Below are 18,333 nucleotides of genomic sequence, written 5' to 3'. Positions count from 1 at the left end.
GAAGTTGGAATCGCTAGTAATCGCGGATCAGCACGCCGCGGTGAATACGTTCCCGGGCCTTGTACACACCGCCCGTCACACCATGGGAGTTGGTTTTACCCGAAGGTAGTGCGCTAACCGCAAGGAGGCAGCTAACCACGGTAGGGTCAGCGACTGGGGTGAAGTCGTAACAAGGTAGCCGTAGGGGAACCTGCGGCTGGATCACCTCCTTTCTAAGGAAGCTGTGGAATTGGTAAGACGCTTGGCTAGACCAGGATGAACCTTCCCGTGCTTTTTAGAACATAGATGGCACCAGTCAGGTGACCATCGAAACGAAATACGCCGGATAGATGCTTGCATCATCACGGTATGGCGAAGACCGCCGACTACGTTTCTCTTTCTTCAAGAAGACAATTGCCGCAAAGCTCGGTGTCCAACTTGTCGACCTCTTGTCGATCAAGCGATGTAAGGTGTAAGCCTTGCAGGTGAATGGGCCTGTAGCTCAGTTGGTTAGAGCACACGCTTGATAAGCGTGGGGTCGGAAGTTCAAGTCTTCCCAGGCCCACCATTCGCTTTTGAGCGAGTGCTGGACGCGGTGACGGATTTGACCTGCTGGATGGGTTTGCGGAAAATGGTGTTGATGAACGGGCTTTGACTGATCTTGTCAGTTCGGGCTGTTCCCAAGAGATTGGGGCTGTAGCTCAGCTGGGAGAGCACCTGCTTTGCAAGCAGGGGGTCAGCGGTTCGATCCCGCTCAGCTCCACCATATTTGGTCCTCGCGGCGAGCGCATCCTTTGGATGCTGCCTGCGGACGGCGCGCCGAACGATCGGCGACGGCCTCTGGCCTACGAGGTGCCAAACTCATTGTCTTCTGAAGAAATACAAGTTTGCACAATGCGATCTGCATTTGTGCCTGTTCTGCAAAAATCGTGAAGAGAAGATTGATCTGGAGGCTTCCAGGTTCGGATTTAGGTCCGAGTTTGAAGCTGATCCTTATGATGTCGTTGATGGTCTAGCCGACTGGATACGAAAGAGGGATCGGTGGAGATAGGAAGCTTGTCACTCTGGTCGGTCGTTGTTGGTGTCTTGGTCTTCGGACCTTGGCACTTCTGATGACTTATTGATGTCCGGTTGCTAACCGCACGGACCCGGATTTAATCTCGAGAAGCTGGTCTTATGACCGGACGTGAAGTGGGCCGCTCGGCGTGGCCCTTTAGAAAGCGATCCGGTCGAAAAGAACACGTCGATGGCATCATGAGATGGTGAGGTTGTAAAAGGTAGCCTTGCTGCTTCGCCTTTCCGCTGGAAAGGCTGAGCTAACTGATGAGCATTGGCAATGAGAACGATTAAGTGTCGTAAGGGCATTTGGTGGATGCCTTGGCATGCACAGGCGAAGAAGGACGTGATACGCTGCGAAAAGCCGTGGGGAGCTGCGAATAAGCTTTGATCCATGGATCTCCGAATGGGGCAACCCACCTTAAATACCTAGAAAGTTTAAGCCGTACTTCGGTACGGTTTAGGTTTCTAGGTATTGTTATAAGGTATCTAACTTTCGAATACATAGGGGTTAGAAGCGAACTCAGGGAACTGAAACATCTAAGTACCTGAAGGAAAGGACATCAACCGAGACTCCGCAAGTAGTGGCGAGCGAACGCGGACCAGGCCAGTGGCAATCAGGAATAAAGCTGAACAGGTTGGAAAGCCTGGCTATAGTGGGTGATAGCCCCGTAAGCGTAGAACACTGATTGTCCTTGAGTAGGGCGGGACACGTGAAATCCTGTCTGAACATGGGGAGACCACTCTCCAAGCCTAAGTACTCGTGCATGACCGATAGCGAACAAGTACCGTGAGGGAAAGGTGAAAAGCACCCCGACAAGGGGAGTGAAATAGAACCTGAAACCGGATGCCTACAAGCAGTCGGAGGGCGCAAGCCTGACGGCGTACCTTTTGTATAATGGGTCAACGACTTAGTGTATCTAGCAAGCTTAAGCCGGTAGGTGTAGGCGCAGCGAAAGCGAGTCTGAATAGGGCGATTTAGTTAGATGCATTAGACCCGAAACCGAGTGATCTAGCCATGAGCAGGTTGAAGGTTGGGTAACACCAACTGGAGGACCGAACCCGCATCTGTTGCAATAGATTGGGATGACTTGTGGCTAGGGGTGAAAGGCCAATCAAACTCGGAGATAGCTGGTTCTCCGCGAAATCTATTTAGGTAGAGCGTCGACCGAATACCCCAGGGGTAGAGCACTGGATGGGCTATGGGGACTCACCGTCTTACTGATCCTAACCAAACTCCGAATACCTGGGAGTACTAGTCGGCAGACACACGGCGGGTGCTAACGTCCGTCGTGAAGAGGGCAACAACCCTGACCTCCAGCTAAGGTCCCCAAGTCATGGCTAAGTGGGAAAGGATGTGAGGATCCCAAAACAACCAGGATGTTGGCTTAGAAGCAGCCATCATTTAAAGAAAGCGTAACAGCTCACTGGTCTAAATAAGGGTCTTTGCGCCGAAAATGTAACGGGGCTAAAGCCATGCACCGAAGCTGAGGATGTGGATTTATCCACGTGGTAGCGGAGCGTTCCGTAAGTCTGTGAAGGGGACCCGTGAGGGCCCCTGGAGATATCGGAAGTGCGAATGTTGACATGAGTAACGACAAAGAGGGTGAGAGACCCTCTCGCCGAAAGACCAAGGGTTCCTGCTTAAAGTTAATCTGAGCAGGGTTAGCCGGCCCCTAAGGCGAGGCAGAAATGCGTAGTCGATGGGAACCACGTTAATATTCGTGGGCCTGGTGGTAGTGACGGATCGCGTAGCTTGTTCAGACTTATTGGATTGTCTGGGCAGGGAAGCGGTTCCAGGAAATAGCTCCACCGTATAGACCGTACCCGAAACCGACACAGGTGGTCAGGTAGAGTATACCAAGGCGCTTGAGAGAACTATGCTGAAGGAACTCGGCAAATTGCACGCGTAACTTCGGAAGAAGCGTGACCCCTTTTACGCAAGTGGATTGGGGTGGCACAGACCAGGGGGTAGCGACTGTTTATCAAAAACACAGGGCTCTGCGAAGTCGAAAGACGACGTATAGGGTCTGACGCCTGCCCGGTGCTGGAAGGTTAAGAGGAGGGGTGCAAGCTCTGAATCGAAGCCCCAGTAAACGGCGGCCGTAACTATAACGGTCCTAAGGTAGCGAAATTCCTTGTCGGGTAAGTTCCGACCTGCACGAATGGCGTAACGACTTCCCCGCTGTCTCCAGCATAGACTCAGTGAAATTGAATTCCCCGTGAAGATGCGGGGTTCCTGCGGTTAGACGGAAAGACCCCGTGCACCTTTACTATAGCTTTACACTGGCATTCGTGTCGGCATGTGTAGGATAGGTGGTAGGCTTTGAAGCGGGGACGCCAGTCTTCGTGGAGCCATCCTTGAAATACCACCCTTATCGTCATGGATGTCTAACCGCGGTCCGTCATCCGGATCCGGGACAGTGTATGGTGGGTAGTTTGACTGGGGCGGTCGCCTCCGAAAGAGTAACGGAGGCGCGCGATGGTGGGCTCAGACCGGTCGGAAATCGGTCGTCGAGTGCAATGGCATAAGCCCGCCTGACTGCGAGACTGACAAGTCGAGCAGAGACGAAAGTCGGTCATAGTGATCCGGTGGTCCCGCGTGGAAGGGCCATCGCTCAACGGATAAAAGGTACGCCGGGGATAACAGGCTGATGACCCCCAAGAGTCCATATCGACGGGGTTGTTTGGCACCTCGATGTCGGCTCATCGCATCCTGGGGCTGGAGCAGGTCCCAAGGGTTTGGCTGTTCGCCAATTAAAGCGGTACGTGAGCTGGGTTCAGAACGTCGTGAGACAGTTCGGTCCCTATCTGCCGTGGGTGTAGGAATATTGACAGGATCTGTCCCTAGTACGAGAGGACCGGGATGGACATATCTCTGGTGGACCTGTTGTCGTGCCAACGGCATAGCAGGGTAGCTATATATGGAAGGGATAACCGCTGAAGGCATCTAAGCGGGAAACCCACCTGAAAACGAGTATTCCCTATCAGGGCCGTGGAAGACGACCACGTTGATAGGAGGCGTGTGGACGTGCAGCAATGCATGAAGCTTAGCCTTACTAATAGCCCGATTGGCTTAATCGTTCTCATTGACCATGCTCATCGAGCGCCGTAAGGCGCGAAGATGAAGCCATGACGTGTTCTAAAGACCATCGCCAGTTCGTCTGGCTCCCTTGCTCGAAGTCGAGCGGGGCAGCCATACAGAACAGAGTTCGTCGCCAATCGTTTGGTGGCCTGTCCGGAGCGCTACGCGCGTCAGGACAAAACAAAGGCGATGTTCCGAAAATCCAGCTTCTCATCACATTCCGACGTCGCCGTCGGAACATTGCCCTTAAACGACCTGGTGGTCATGGCGGGGCGGCCGCACCCGTTCCCATTCCGAACACGGCCGTGAAACGCCCCAGCGCCAATGGTACTCCGTCTTAAGACGCGGGAGAGTAGGTCGCTGCCAGGTCTTTTAAAGGCAATGCACGCACAAGCGTGAAAACAATCTTCTCGACACTCCTCGGCCCAAGCCGAATACCGATTGGGCCGCAATAGCGGCCCTTCGTCGTTTGCAGAACATTACGAAATAAGGACAGCGCACAGGATCTAGCCGGTGCGCCCCTTACAGGAGACAACGAGCTTCGCTCGTTGCTCCGGCACAAAGCATCACAGCAAAGCTGTGATGCTACCGCGACATTCGGCAAAGCCGAATGCGCTTGGCGCGGGGTGGAGCAGCCCGGTAGCTCGTCAGGCTCATAACCTGAAGGCCGCAGGTTCAAATCCTGCCCCCGCAACCAACATCCCTTCTCCCCCAACACCTCCACAGAACAACTACCGCTGCCGCCAAAACGTCAAATGCAACGGCGATCTGGCCCGTCGTCATGCGGACCATCACCTCAAGCCCGCTGGGTCAAATCCTCCCACCGCGACTAACACAACTGCCGAATTTCCCATTTGAACTATCTCTGCAAAAACTCCTCGGCGTAGTCTTCGAGGAGTTTTTTCTTTTGTGCTCCGTGTCGATCGCACCGGATGCGGCGCGGATCGGGCGATCGTTCTGTGCGGGCGCGACGAACTGGTTCTGTACGGCGTCTGTCATGTCCAACGACAGTGACGTTGGTGCTCTGATTTCTTAGGCGCGCATAAAAAACTTTCAGATTCTTTGGCGGCTTCTGTCGCGCTGAGGTGTCTTCCAGACAGAGGGAGAGCCGTGGGCAGCGCAGCAAATGCTGAAGCCGCGCCACAGCGCTCCCCAGCCAGACCGACGCAGGTCAAAATCAAGACGATCGACGAAGTTCAAGGCGCGTAGTTCGCCGGAAGGAACGCCATCATGAGCAAGCTTACGCCCGCCCAGACACCGGCCAACCGGAAGAAAAAGAAGCGCTTTGCATTCTCCGGCCCGTTGCTGATGGCGAGCGTCAGCACTGCGGCGCTCTTCGTCGGTGCGCCGCAGATGGAGGCGCGCTCTCTCGGGCCGCAGGCGCCGGCGCCCTCCAAGGCGGCGATCGAGGCGGCGCAGTCGGGCCAGCGCGAGGCGGCGCGTGCCGCACGCCAGGCGCAGAACTCGCTGAAGCGGGCGACGATGGCGATCCAGGCCGTCCAAGCGACGCAGCAGGCCGCCCGCGATGCGGCCAAGTCGGCGCTGGCCGCAATCCCGAGCGGCGTCGCGCATGGCCTCAGGCCCGGCGGGCTCCAGGTCGGCACGGGCGTCAGTCTCGCCGACGGCACGGTCAACCGGGAGCTGTGGCGCGGCGCCGACCTGCCGACCGAGTTTGCCGACGGCAACGGTCGGACGCAGGTGGGCGTCAAGCAGACCGAACAGAAGGCGATCCTCACCTGGGACAGTTTCAACGTTTCCGAGCGCACCGACCTCACCTTCGACCAGAAGGGCAATCGCGACTGGGTGGCGCTCAACCGGGTTCAGGGCGGCGCGAGCCCCAGCCGCATCCTCGGCAATATCAAGGCCGACGGTTCGGTCTTTGTCATCAACCAGAACGGCATCATATTCGGTGGCGCCTCCCAGGTGAATGTCGGGGCGCTGATCGCCTCGACTGCGAAGATCAGCAACGAACAATTCCTCAACGGCGGAATCTATTCGTCGCAGACCGGTTCCAACTGGGCGCCGAGCTTCACGGATGCAGCGGCGCTCCTCGGCAATGGCACGGGCGGCGGCGTCGTCAAGGTCGAGGCGGGCGCGCAGATCACCACCCGGGCGCCGGCGTCGGCTACCTCCGGTGGCGGCTTCGTGCTGCTGATGGGCGGCGAGGTCGAGCAATCCGGCACGATCACCACGCAAAAGGGCCAGACCCAGCTTGCCGCCGGCGACGATTTCGTGCTGCGGCGTGGCTACGGCACGGATGCCAACCAGTTCTCGACGACGCGCGGCAACGAGATCGCGCCGCTCTTCGATGCAGGCAGTCTCGCCGGCCTTGTGCGCAACAATGGCATGATCTCCAGCACCCAGGGTGACATCACGCTTGCCGGGCGGACGATCGAGCAGAACGGCGTGCTGCTCGCCTCCACCTCGGTCAGCGCGCGAGGCACGATCCATCTGCTCAACTCGGCAACAGATAAACTCGGCAGCATCACGCTCGGCGCCGACAGCCTGACGACGATCATTCCCGAACTGGAAAGCAAGGAGACCGCGCTGAACTCGCAGCGCGATGCGCTGATCGCCGCATCGGAAAAGGCAAATGCTGCCCGCACGGCGACAGGTCCGTTCAACAACCTCTCGCTGCTCGCCGACCGGCTCGACCAGTCGCGCGTCGAGATCGTCACCGGCGGCAACGTCACCTTCAAGGGGGCAGTACGCCTGGCGCCGGATCGCTGACGATCGCCCAGAGCGGCCAGGTCGCCGTCAGTGCCGCCGGCCGCATCTTCACCGAAAGCAATTCCGTCATCGATGTCTCCGGCGTTCGTGACGTGTCGCTGGCGATGTCGGCGAACAACATTCTCGTCAACGTCCAGGGCAACGAGCTTCGCGACAGCCCGATGAACCGCGACAGCGACTACCTGAAGAACAAGGACGTCTGGGTCGATATCCGCGACCTGACTTATCTGCCGTCGGGGACCGGCGGCTATGACAGCGACCGCTATTACACGCCGGGCGGCCTGCTCGAGGTCGGCGGTCATCTGGCCAATACCGAGCACAAGATCGGCGAATGGAGTGCTGTCGGCGGCACGATCACGCTTTCGGCGCCCGAGGTCATCGCCCAGAAGGGCTCCGTCTTCGACATTTCGGGCGGCTCGCTCCACTACGAGGCCGGCTATATCCTCAGCACCAATTTCCAGGGCAGGAACGGGCGCATCTACAATCTCGGCGATGCCCGGGCCGACATGACCTTCTACGGGCTGGGCAACGGCTTCGTGCGCGAGCAGGATCGCTGGGGCGTGACGCAGGTCTGGAGCAGTCCGCTCGGCCGCGGTCGCACCAGCAAGCAGTGGCACGAAGCCTATACGGTCGGGCGCGATGCCGGCAGGCTCGTCCTTTCCACCCCCACTGCCGTCTTCGAGGGCGATATCCTCGCCGACACGGTCGAGGGGAATATCAGACAGACAAGCGCGACGGCGCCATAGCCGACGGCTACAAGGCGGCAATGGGCACGGTCGCCAAGAACGGCACGCTCACCTTCGGTCGGTACGGAGCGCTGGGCCGCATTGGCGTGACGGATACCGAGATCCTCATCGGTGATGTAGCCGGCGTGACTGAGGGACTTGATGCCGACGCAGCGCTGCCGAGCGAGCGGACCAATACGCTCCGGCTCGATTCCGCCTGGCTCAGCGCGCAGCAGCTCGGCGAGATCGATCTTGCCACCGGCGGTGACATCGCGATCGACGGCGACGTCTCGCTTGCGAATGGCGGCGCCGTCAAGCTGACGGCGGCCAATATCGACATTCGCGGCGACATCGTCGCGCGCAGCGGCAGCGTGACAACCAGCAACGTCTTCACCGCCGCCGGCGGGACCGGAACCTCGGTGCTCTTGAAGGATGGAACGTCGACGACGACACTGCATGCCGGCGCAACGATCGATCTTCGCGGCAACTGGATCAACGGCTTGCTCGGTGCGGATGTCTCCGGCAGGAATGCCTATCTCGATGGCGGACAGGTCAACCTGTCTTCGAGCCGCGACATCAGGATCGAAGCCGGCAGCGTCATAGACGTCTCGTCAGGGGCCGGGATTCTGGCTGACGGATCACGCGAAGGGGGCCACGGCGGCGACGTGACGCTCGAGGCGGACCGCGCGGTCTCGAGTGCGAGCGCCAATGGCCGGCTCACGCTCGACGGCACGATCAAGGCTTACGGCACCGAGGGCGGAGGCACGCTGAAGATTGCCCACGGCCCGGAGATCATCATTTCGGATCGCGCGGAAGAAGGTGCCGGCGACGGCGACACGGGCTTGCGGCTCGGCACGGCGTTGTTCCGCAGCGGTTTTTCCCATTACGATATCACCGGCAATCGCGGACTGACGGTAGCGGACGGCACCGTTCTGGACGTCGCCATGCCGGTCTATCGCCAGACGCCTGAAGCTTTCGGCAGCACCGACATCGACACGGCATTGACCGTGTGGACACCGCCGCTGCATGAGGAGGATCCACGTACGGGGCTCCTGACCCGACGCGAGGGCGCCAGCCTGGCGCTGCGGGCGGGAGCGGACATCTCCTCGCCTACCGACACCAGCACACCCAGCCTGCGCATCGGCGCCGGATCGGTCATCAGCGTCGATCCCGGCCAGAGCATCGAGATTGCCGGCGCCGGGCAGATCACGATCGACGGCAGGCTGAATGCCTGGGGCGGCGAGATCGCGGTACGCGGCACCGGTCTTGCCAGCAACAGCCAGAACGGGACAAACACGGCGGGTCATGGCCGTTCGATCTGGATCGGCGAGCATGCGATGCTGGACGTGGCTGGCCGGGCCTATACCGCGGTCGATCTGCGGGGCCGCCGTTATGGCGAGGTTCTGGCGGGCGGCGAGATCACGATCGGCGGCGAACTCGATAGCGCAACCGGTCAGGCGACCGCGCCGAACCTGTTCGTGGTCGTGCGTGACGGCGCCGTGCTCGATGCGTCGGGCACTGCGGCGATGCTCGATCTGCGGGAGGGCGGCGAGACGCTGGTTGCCGGCAATGGCGGTACGATTTCGTTTGCGAGTTCCAACGGCTTCGATCTCGGTGGCACCTGGCTGGCGCGAGCCGGCGGGCAGGGAGCTGCAGGCGGTACGCTCACCGTCGCTCTGGAGACGCCGATCTATGCGGGCAATGCGACGTCGCGCGTCATGCAGGCGCGTGAACTGGTGCTGACACAGACCCGCAACGCCAGCGCAATCGCGGCTGGCGCAACACCCGAAAGCGCCGCAAGCCAGCTGATCTATGGGCGCGGCAGCGTCAGCGCGGAGCAGATCGCGGCCGGCGGCTTCGACAATCTCAACCTGCTCAGCCACGGCACCATCGGTTTCGGCGGCAACCTGTCGCTGACCATGCGGCAGAATCTGCAGCTGTTTTCCAATACATTCGGCCTCACCGAGGCCGCGCGAGGCGACAGTCGCGTCACGCTCGCGGCCCCTATGTCCGGATCGCCGGCATCACCCGTCGCATCGTCACGGAAGGCCTGGCTGCCCCGGTCAGCTATCTCGACGCGCCGTCCGCGCGGGCAAGCGAGGCGCTGTTTGCGGTGAATGCGGATCTGCTCGATGTCCAGCGCGAGGTGCGTTTCGGCATGGCGTCGACTTTCGGCACCGCTTCATCGGGTGGCGTCGTCACGGTCGATCGCCGCGGCTTCGATGATGTCGAACTGACCAGCAGCGGCGACCTGCGCTTCCTGCCGGGCGCCGACAGCAACGGCACCTCGCTGCGGACGCGCGGTGATCTGGTAATGTCCGCGCGCCAACTCTATCCTACCACGGGGGCTAACGCGACGATCCGTGCCGGCGTCCTCCGCGGCAACGGCGCCAATATCACGTTCGATCCAGCCCGCGCGCTTACCATCCGCAGCACCGGCGCGGCGCCCGACCAGCAGCCTCATTCGGTGTTCGGCTCGCTGAGCATGGAAGCCACCACGATCAATCAGGGCGGTACGATCCGGGCACCGCTCGGCCTCATCCAGCTAGGCTCGGGCAACTCTTCCGCCACCGCGGAGATCAATCTGCTGCCGGGCAGCATCACATCGACTTCGTCTCGCGGGCTGGTGATGCCCTATGGCGGCACGGTGGATGACATCGACTGGTTCCACGCGGGCAAAGAGATCGCGCTGGAAGGCGTCGTCTCGAGCAACCAGGGCGTGGTGCTGAGCGCCGGGCGCATCGATATCCAGGGCGGCGCACGGATCGATCTTTCCGGTGGAGGCGACCTGCTCGGCGCCGGGTTCATCTCCGGTCGAGGCGGCTCGGTGGATGTGCTGGCCACCGCGCTCGCCAATGCCAATCCGGCTTATGCGGCGAGCCGCGACGGCAATGCCGTCTATGCCATCGTGCCGGGCTATACTGCCGGCCAGGCGCCGGTCGGCGGCAGCTCTGCCGCGCCGCTCACCGGTCAGCAGATCACGCTGGACCGCGGCCTGCCGGGTCTTCCGGCCGGCACCTATACGCTCATGCCGGCAAGCTATGCGCTGATGCCCGGCGCATTCCGCATCGAGATCGGGGCCGCCGATCCGCGCGGCGTCACCGGTGGTGTCACCATGGCCAACGGCTCGACGGTCGCCGGCGGCACGCTCGGCTATGCCAATAGCCAGGTGCGCGAGAGCCTGCAGCGCCAGGTAATCCTGACGCCAGCCGATACCGTGCGAAAGATCTCGCAATATAACGAGACGACCTATGCCGAGTTCGCGCTCGCGGATGCCGCACGGATCGGCGTGCCGCGCGCGATGATCCCGCTCGACGGCAAGACGCTGACGCTTCGCTTGACCAGGAACGGTGTCTCCGATGCGTTCAGTTTCGACGGGAAGGTCGACTTCACCGCCGCCAAGGGCGGTTTCACCGGATCGGCGGCGGTGATCGGCAGCTCCGGTGGTGCGGCGTTCGAGGTCCTGGCGACGGGGGCTATGCCGACAACCGGCTTCGATGGCGTGTCTCTCCATGCCGGCGACCTCAACGCGCTCGGTGCCGGCCGGCTGGTGGTCGGCGGACGTCCGCAGGTCAATTATGGCCAGCAGGGCAATTACTTCACTTTCAATCCAGCTGGGCTGAGCAGTTCCGCAAGCATCACCCTGCGCGAAGGCGCTGTGCTTCGCGCTCCGGAGGTGATGCTGCTCACGGCGTCGGCGTCGGGCGCGATCACCATCGAGGCCGGCGCGGGCATCAACACGCTTGGCATGGGCGCGACCCCATTCGATTCCCGCGACGGGTTCATCTATTCGCCGCAGCCGAACAATCTCATAGGCGCGTCGATGCTGGCGATTTCGAATGGCTGGCTCGACGTGCTTCCCGCGGATGCGACCGTGACCTCTCAGGGTGCGATCCTGATCGGCGCCTGCGGCGCCAGCGGCAATTGCGCGGCGCCGACGACGCTCTATTCCGAAGGCACCATCGCCTTCGCCACCACCAATCGTTTCGAACTTGGCGACAATGTCCGCTACGGCACCCGCAATCTGTCCTTCGGCGTCGGCGCGGTGAATATCGGCACAGAAGCTGCGCTCGCCGCAGCCAGTGCGAGCAGTGCGCTGCCGTCCGGCCTCACGCTCAACCAGGCTGTCCTCGACCGCCTGCTGCGCGGCGACACGTCCACCGGCGCGCCTGCGCTGGAAAGCCTGATCCTCAACGCCAGCGAAGCGGTCAACATCTTCGGCACGGTGACGCTCGACACCTATGATGCCTCGGGCAAGTCGCGCATCGCCAATCTCGTGCTCGGCACGCCGGCCATCTATGGTGCCGGCACCGCATCCGACGTTGCAACGATCCGCACCCAGAACCTTGTCTGGAGCGGTTCGACACGGGCGCCGGGCGCTATCATCACCGGCGGCGCCGGCAGCGGCAGCGGTTCGCTCACCGTCGATGCCGAGCGCATCACGCTCGGCTACGGGCCGAGCGTGCAGATCAGCGGCATCGACACTGTCACGCGCCTCGCGCTCGGTTTCGCCAATGTCACCTTTGATGCCAGCGATCGCATTACCGCCAATCACAAGGGCAGCATCGTCGTCTATCAGAGCCGGGGCGCCTATGCGCCGGCGACCGGCTACAGCTACACAGGCGGCAATCTCACGCTTATGACGCCGATGCTGACCGGCGAAGCCGGCTCCAACAGCAGCATCAAGGCAGGCGGCACGATCACGGCCGTCACGCCGGGCGGCGCGGCACCCGCCAAGCTCACCGACAACAAGGGCCTCGGCGCGGAACTGAAGCTGGAAGGTCAGGCGATCACGCTTGCCACCACCGTGGCGCTGCCGAGCGGCCGGTTTACGGCAAGCGCGGAGGGCGACGTCATCCTGACAGATGCGGCGCAGCTCGATCTTGCAGGCCGCAAGATCACCATGCACGATGTGGCAAAATACAGCTGGGGCGGCGAGGTGATCCTCGAGAGCCGCAGCGGCAACGCGCGCCAGTCGGCGGGTTCCGCGATCGACCTTTCGGCGCAGCACAACCATGCCGGCCGGCTCTCGGTGGCGGCGCTCGGCGCAGGCGCGGGCACGGTCGACCTGCAGGGACGCATCCTCGGCTCGACGTCGGGCGAATATGATGCAGGCGGCACGATCGTGCCCTATCTCGGGGGCTATATCGACCTGCGGGCGCAGAGGCTGGGCGACAGCGGCACGCTAACGGATCAGTTCGCGGCCCTCAATGCACGGCTCAACGCGAACAGCATGTATGGCGGTCGCAGCTTCCAGTTCAAGCAGGGCGATCTCGTCATAGGCGACGGACTGAAGGCGGGCGAGATCGGGGTTTCCGTCGATGGCGGCAGCCTTACCGTGACCGGCACGGTGGATGCGAGCGGCGCCGAAGTCGGCGTCATCCGTCTTGCTGCGAAGCAGGGGCTTACCATTGCCGGCACGGCGCTGCTCGATGCCCATGGCAAGCGCCTGCGCGTCGACAGCTATGGCAAGATCATCGACAGCCCGAACCGCGCGGTGGTCGAACTCAATTCCGGTGACGGGCTGCTGACGCTCGGCTCCGGCATGCGCGTCGATCTTCGCCACGGCACCGATGTGCCGGTCGGCACGAGAGCCGGCATGAATGACGGCGCGGCGCGCGGTACGCTTGATCTTTATGCGCCCCGTCTCGGCGGCGCCACGGCCGGCGACATCGCGATCGATGCGTCGGGCACCATCAACATTACCGGCGCCCGCTCGATCGCGGTCAATGCGGTGCAGCGCTACGAGGATGCACCCGACGGCACCGATCCTGCGGCAAGCGGCCGGCCCTATCAGGTCATCGACCAGGCCTATCTCGATGCCAAGCATATTGAAAGCACGGCCTTCATCGGCAATGCGCTCGCCAATGGCGGGCTGATGAACGGCAAGCTTGCCGGCCTCAACAACGCCACCTATCGCGATGCCTTCCATCTGCGCCCTGGTGTTGAAATCGTCAGCGCCACGCCGGATGGCGATCTCGTGGTGCAGGGCGATCTCGATCTGTCGGGTTATCGCTACCAGAGCGTCAATCCCAATTTCCCGCGCACTGGCGTTATCGGTTCGGGCGAAGTGGGGTCGCTTGCCATCCGCGCCGGCGGCAATCTCGCCATCCACGGCTCGATCAATGACGGTTTTGCGCCTCCGCCCGAGACGCCGGATGACGACGGCTGGATGTTGCGCGAGGGGTTGTTGTCCTACGGCAGCGACGTTGTTGCCCCGCGCCGGCTGACGCTTGCCGACGGTACCGGCTATCCTGACGGGCGCGCGGTCAATTACGACCTGCCGCTAAAGCAGATGCAGGCTGCGGCCGGCACGCTGCTTCCGGTCGAGGCAGTCACCGCCACAGTGGTGACACTGCCCGCCAACACCATTCTCGGCGGCGATATCCGCGCCGCCGACGGCACTCTGCTGTTTGCGGCCGGCACGCGGCTCGCCGAAACGAAGACGCTGCCCGCGGGCACACGGCTCGGTGCCGGCTTCGTGCTGCCGGTCATGACCACGCTGAACGCCCTGACCTGGCCGAAGGGTGTGCCGTTGCCCACCGTCATGGAATACAACGAGTATAACGTCCTGGTGGTCGGCAAGGTCAGGATCGCCGGCAGCGTCGATGTGCCGATGGGCGGGCTGATCCCGTCACAAGCCGAGATCGAGCTGCCGGGAAATGCCATCTCGTTGCCGCTGCGGCCTGTCGATGGCAATGGCAGGCAAGGCGCCAACTGGGCAGTCGCCTCGATGCTGCCGGCCGGCTCGCAGAGCTGGTCGATGCGCATGGTCGCAGGCGCCGACACCGCCGCCGCCGACCAGCGTGCGCTGCGGCCGCGCGATGCCAACGGCAATCTCACGCTCGCCGACACGCACTTCACCGTATTCGACAAGCGCGAGGTCATTGTCATTCCCGGCACGCCGGAAGTGCCGGGCTTTGTCTGGTACTGGTCCGAAACAAATGAGTTCGGGATGCCGGCCGGGACCGAGATCACGCCGGATTGGGGGCCTGACAGCCTCTGCGCGGACGTACCAGACTGGTGCGTCAAGGTCAGCTTCGTGTGGGATGAGTTGGGTGCCGAACTGGGCATGACACCAGGCACGCCCGTATCCGCAGATTGGGAAATCATCTGTGCCGATCCCGGCTGGTGCATCCGGTTGCGCGATCCTATCCCGGGCACGCCGCCGACGACCATCATCGGCGATGTGATCGAGAAACAGCCCGCCAATCCGATCTTCAGCGTGCTGCGCACCGGCACCGGCGATCTCGACATCGTCGCCGGCGGCAATATCTCGATGCGCTCGCCCTATGGTGTCTACACCGCCGGAACCCAATCGCAGAACGTTCAGTCCGTCTTCAACCAATCGCGCGCGACGACAACCGATGGCACGGTGCTCGGATCAGCCGGCGCCGACTATGAGGCGATCGTCAAGGGAACGAACAGTACCTATCAGGCCTGGTACCCGACCCTTGGCGGCAATCTTCTGCTGCGGGCCGGCGGCGATATCACCGGCGACGCCTGGACTTCGGGCAACAGCTCTGGCACCGATGGCAATCGCAACGTGCAGAAGACCAGCGCCGATCCTGCCAACTGGCTGTGGCGCCAGGGCGATGTCGCTGACAGCGCCAATGGCGCGGCATGGTGGATCAATTTCGGTACATACGTCCGTTCGGATACCTATCCGACCAACGACGTCGACAGACTGCCTTATCTCGTCGGCTTTACCGGCTACGGCACGCTTGGAGGCGGCGATCTTCGTCTCGAGACCGGCGGCAATGCCGGGACCGTCGATGTGCTCAGCCCCGGCGGCTGGGGCAGCGGCAAGTTCCCGCGTAGCCAGGCACTGACTTTGGCGGTAGCCTCGACTGGCCGTGTCGGTGCCGATGGCAACCTCACCCTGACCGGTGGCGGCGACATGGATGTCCGCATCGGCGGCGCGCTCAATCCCGCACGGGACGCGACGATCACCGTCAGCTTCGAAAATCGGGAGCAGAATCTCGGTCTGAATGGTCTGGTCGCCAATCTGCGCGGCCATACCGGGATCACCGCCGCCAGCCAGGGCAGCATCGAATTGCGTTACGGACCCTTTGCCGCCCATCAGGATGCAAAGGAGGTGCGGGCCTATGATGCCTTCACGTCCACCTCGTCTTATGCCGGCGGCGGGCTGATGCTGATGCCGGGCGATTCGACTTTCAGCCTGGCCGCGCGCGGTGATCTCGTGCTGGGCGGTGTTCGCGACGGAGGTCGCACCAACAGCATCGATCCGAACATAGTCGATGCGACGGGCAATCTATTGGCGCCCTGGTTCACACTGTGGACCGACCGCACCGCGATCGACCTGTTCGCGGCCGGCGGCGATCTCACTCCGAGCACCCAGCTCGGCCAGACCTCGGGCAGCGGCGATGGCATCACGCCTCAAGCCGATACCGGCGCTACTGGCGGTCGCTTCGTCTATCCGTCCATCCTGCGCGCCGCAGCGCCGGCCGGCAGCATCTATATGGGACCATCGGCGGTCTATCAGAACAGCGCCGCAAACCAATACTCGCTGCTGCTGGCGCCGTCGGCGAATGGCCAGCTCGAGCTCTTGGCCGGCAATTCGATCTATGCCGGCGGCTACGCGGTGACGCGTTCCGGCGCCGATCCGGCGGTAATGCCGACGCCGTTCAACCCGGCGACCATGAACAATCTGAGCTCGCTCGCTTTCCAGGTGGCGAACAATCTCTTCGCCTTCGGTACGAATACGGCGTCCGGACTCTACGATCTCGCTCCGGCGCGCTACTACGCCGTCAACGGCGATATCGTCGGCCTGCGCACCGGTGAGGTCCTGTCGAACTTCTCCAGTGTCAGCAGTCTGGCCGGCCGCACCATCTACGAAGCAGGTGGTCCGGTCTGGATCAGGGCCGGCCGCGATATCGTCAACAGTGGCACCAACCTGTCTCAGTTCACCCATCTGCCGAACAATGGCGGCGCGGGCGGGCAATCAACCGGCAACCTGATCGTCCATTCGTCAGAGACCGACGTGTCGGTGGTCTCGGCCGGGCGCGACATTCTCTACAGTTCCTTCAGCATTGCCGGCCCCGGCTCGCTGGAGATCAGCGCCGGCCGCAACATCCTGATGGAAGACCGCGCCGGGATCGTCTCGCTCGGCGCCATAATCCCCGGCGATACCCGCCCGGGCGCCAGCATCCACATGCAGGCCGGTGTCGGTGCCGCCGGGCCGGATTATGCGGCGATCGCCAAGCGCTATCTCGACCCGGCCAATCTCGCCGCGCCGGATCTGCCGCTTGCCGACCAGCCCGGCAAGACGGTCAAGGTCTATGCCGAGGAACTGGCCGAATGGCTGGAGGCACGCTACGGCTTCGAAGGCAGCGGAACCGAGGCGCTCGCCTTTTTCGGCACCCTTGCGCCGGAACAGCAGGCGATCTTCCTGCGGCAGGTCTATTACGCCGAACTGACCGCGGGCGGCCGCGAATACAATGATGCCGATGGCCCGCGCTACCTGTCCTACCTGCGCGGCCGTGAAGCGATCGCGACGCTCTTCCCGGAGAAGGATGCCGATGGCGCCACGATCGCCCGCGGCGGCGACATCATCATGTATGGCGGCGCCGGCGTGCGGACCAATTTCGGCGGCGACATCAGCATGCTCGCCCCTGAAGGCCGCATCGTCATCGGCGTCGATGGCACCGTGCCGCCGTCGACGGCGGGCCTCGTCACCCAGGGCGCCGGCAATATCCACCTCTATTCGAAGGGTTCGCTGCTGCTCGGCCTGTCGCGCATCATGACGACGATGGGCGGCGACGTTCTCGCCTGGTCGGCGGAAGGAGACATCAATGCCGGCCGCGGTGCCAAGACCACGATCGTCTACACGCCGCCGCGGCGCGTCTATGACAATTACGGCCTCGTCACCATCTCGCCGGAAGCGCCGAGCTCCGGCGCCGGCATCGCCTCGCAGAGCGCCGTGCCGGGCATTCCCGGCGGCGACATCGACCTGATCGCGCCGCTCGGCACGATCGATGCGGGCGAAGCCGGCATCCGCTCGGGCGCCAATGTCAACGTCGCGGCGCTGCATGTCGTCAACGCCGCCAATATCCAGGCGCAGGGATCGACGACCGGCGTGCCGCAGATCCAGGCGCCCGATATCGGCGGGCTGACGGAGGCATCGAATACGTCGGGTGCGGCGGCCCAGCAGGCCACCGGCCAGACGCAGGAGCGGGAGGCCGGCCCCGTCTCCGTCATCATCGTCGAGGTGCTCGGTTTCGGCGGCGGCGACACCGGCGTGGCCGGCGAGGACGACGAACGGGACGACGACGATGACAGCGCCCTCTGATCCCGGCAGTGGGCCGAGGTCTTCGGCGGGGTGGCTGGGCGTTCTCGCCGCATGTCTCGGGATCGCGGCGGGACCGTCGTCCGGCCGCGCCGACGAGACCGCATTCCATCGCGCGAATGCGGCGCCACAGGCCTGGAACGCCTTCGCGATCCGCCTGCAGCAGGATCTGCAGGCGCGTCTTACGCAGACGGTGTCGAAGGATGCGGCCGCCGCGCGGATGCTGAGCGAGGCGGGTGGCGGCCCCCACGGGCGCATCCTTGCCGAACTCTGGGTGTCGCCCCGAGGACGGATCGACAGGGTCGTCGTCACAGGCACGGGACAGGCGCTCGGCTCGGCCTTGCACGGGGCGCTTTTCGGGCAGGAGATCACCGCCATCCCGCCGGCCGACATGCCGCAGCCGATACGTCTGCGGCTGTTGCCCGACGAGCCCGCAAGGGTTCGATAGC

At 62.8% G+C, this 18,333-nt stretch carries 5 protein-coding genes, 3 tRNA genes and 3 rRNA genes (1 of these 11 running past the window's edge); all 11 read left to right on the top strand.

Translation table 11 applies throughout. The features are described 5' to 3' along the window. Positions 1–212: ribosomal RNA gene (locus N7E02_RS12210) — 16S ribosomal RNA — on the top strand (it extends 1,269 nt beyond the left edge of the window). 258 nt (positions 213–470) lie between these two features. Beyond that, positions 471–547 (top strand) — tRNA-Ile (locus N7E02_RS12205). 122 nt (positions 548–669) lie between these two features. Next, positions 670–745: transfer RNA gene (locus N7E02_RS12200), tRNA-Ala, on the top strand. Positions 746–1,323: 578 nt separating this feature from the next. Then, positions 1,324–4,119, top strand: a 23S ribosomal RNA gene (locus tag N7E02_RS12195). Between the two features lie 255 nt (positions 4,120–4,374). After that, a 5S ribosomal RNA gene (gene rrf / locus N7E02_RS12190) occupies positions 4,375–4,489 on the top strand. The 16S, 23S and 5S rRNA genes sit together here with 3 tRNA genes alongside, the layout of an rRNA operon. Positions 4,490–4,740: 251 nt before the next feature. Beyond that, positions 4,741–4,817: transfer RNA gene (locus tag N7E02_RS12185), tRNA-Met, on the top strand. 533 nt (positions 4,818–5,350) lie between these two features. Next, on the top strand, positions 5,351–6,850 hold the full coding sequence (locus N7E02_RS12180) for a two-partner secretion domain-containing protein (RefSeq protein ID WP_286582203.1): 1,500 nt from the start codon (positions 5,351–5,353) through the stop codon (positions 6,848–6,850). 92 nt (positions 6,851–6,942) lie between these two features. Beyond that, positions 6,943–7,596 carry a hypothetical protein gene (locus N7E02_RS12175; RefSeq protein ID WP_286582202.1) on the top strand — a complete coding sequence of 218 codons (654 nt, stop codon included), beginning with the start codon at positions 6,943–6,945 and terminating at the stop codon, positions 7,594–7,596. A 20-nt stretch (positions 7,597–7,616) separates the two neighbouring features. Beyond that, entirely contained in the window at positions 7,617–9,692 is a 2,076-nt protein-coding gene (locus N7E02_RS12170; protein ID WP_286582200.1) for a hypothetical protein, read from the top strand. Beyond that, complete coding sequence (locus N7E02_RS12165; RefSeq protein ID WP_286582199.1) at positions 9,689–17,887, top strand: filamentous hemagglutinin family protein; 8,199 nt, start codon at positions 9,689–9,691, stop codon at positions 17,885–17,887. The genes N7E02_RS12170 and N7E02_RS12165 overlap by 4 nt, the downstream gene beginning before the upstream one ends. Further along, complete coding sequence (locus tag N7E02_RS12160; protein WP_286582198.1) at positions 17,871–18,332, top strand: hypothetical protein; 462 nt, start codon at positions 17,871–17,873, stop codon at positions 18,330–18,332. Before N7E02_RS12165 ends, N7E02_RS12160 begins: the two co-directional genes overlap by 17 nt. The last annotated feature ends 1 nt before the right edge of the window (position 18,333 follow it).

The sequence above is a fragment of the Terrirhizobium terrae genome (assembly GCF_030323265.1).
GTDB lineage: Bacteria > Pseudomonadota > Alphaproteobacteria > Rhizobiales > Rhizobiaceae > Neorhizobium.
The sequence above is the reverse complement of the archived record's forward strand: the minus strand, read 5'-3'. Positions and strand labels throughout refer to the sequence as shown.

What these genes read in the sequence shown, in the direction of transcription:
- N7E02_RS12180 (WP_286582203.1), top strand. Translation starts at nt 5,351, where the DNA reads ATGAGCAAGCTTACGCCCGCCCAGACACCGGCCAACCGGAAGAAAAAG.
- N7E02_RS12170 (WP_286582200.1), top strand. Translation starts at nt 7,617, where the DNA reads ATGGGCACGGTCGCCAAGAACGGCACGCTCACCTTCGGTCGGTACGGA.
- N7E02_RS12160 (WP_286582198.1), top strand. Translation starts at nt 17,871, where the DNA reads ATGACAGCGCCCTCTGATCCCGGCAGTGGGCCGAGGTCTTCGGCGGGG.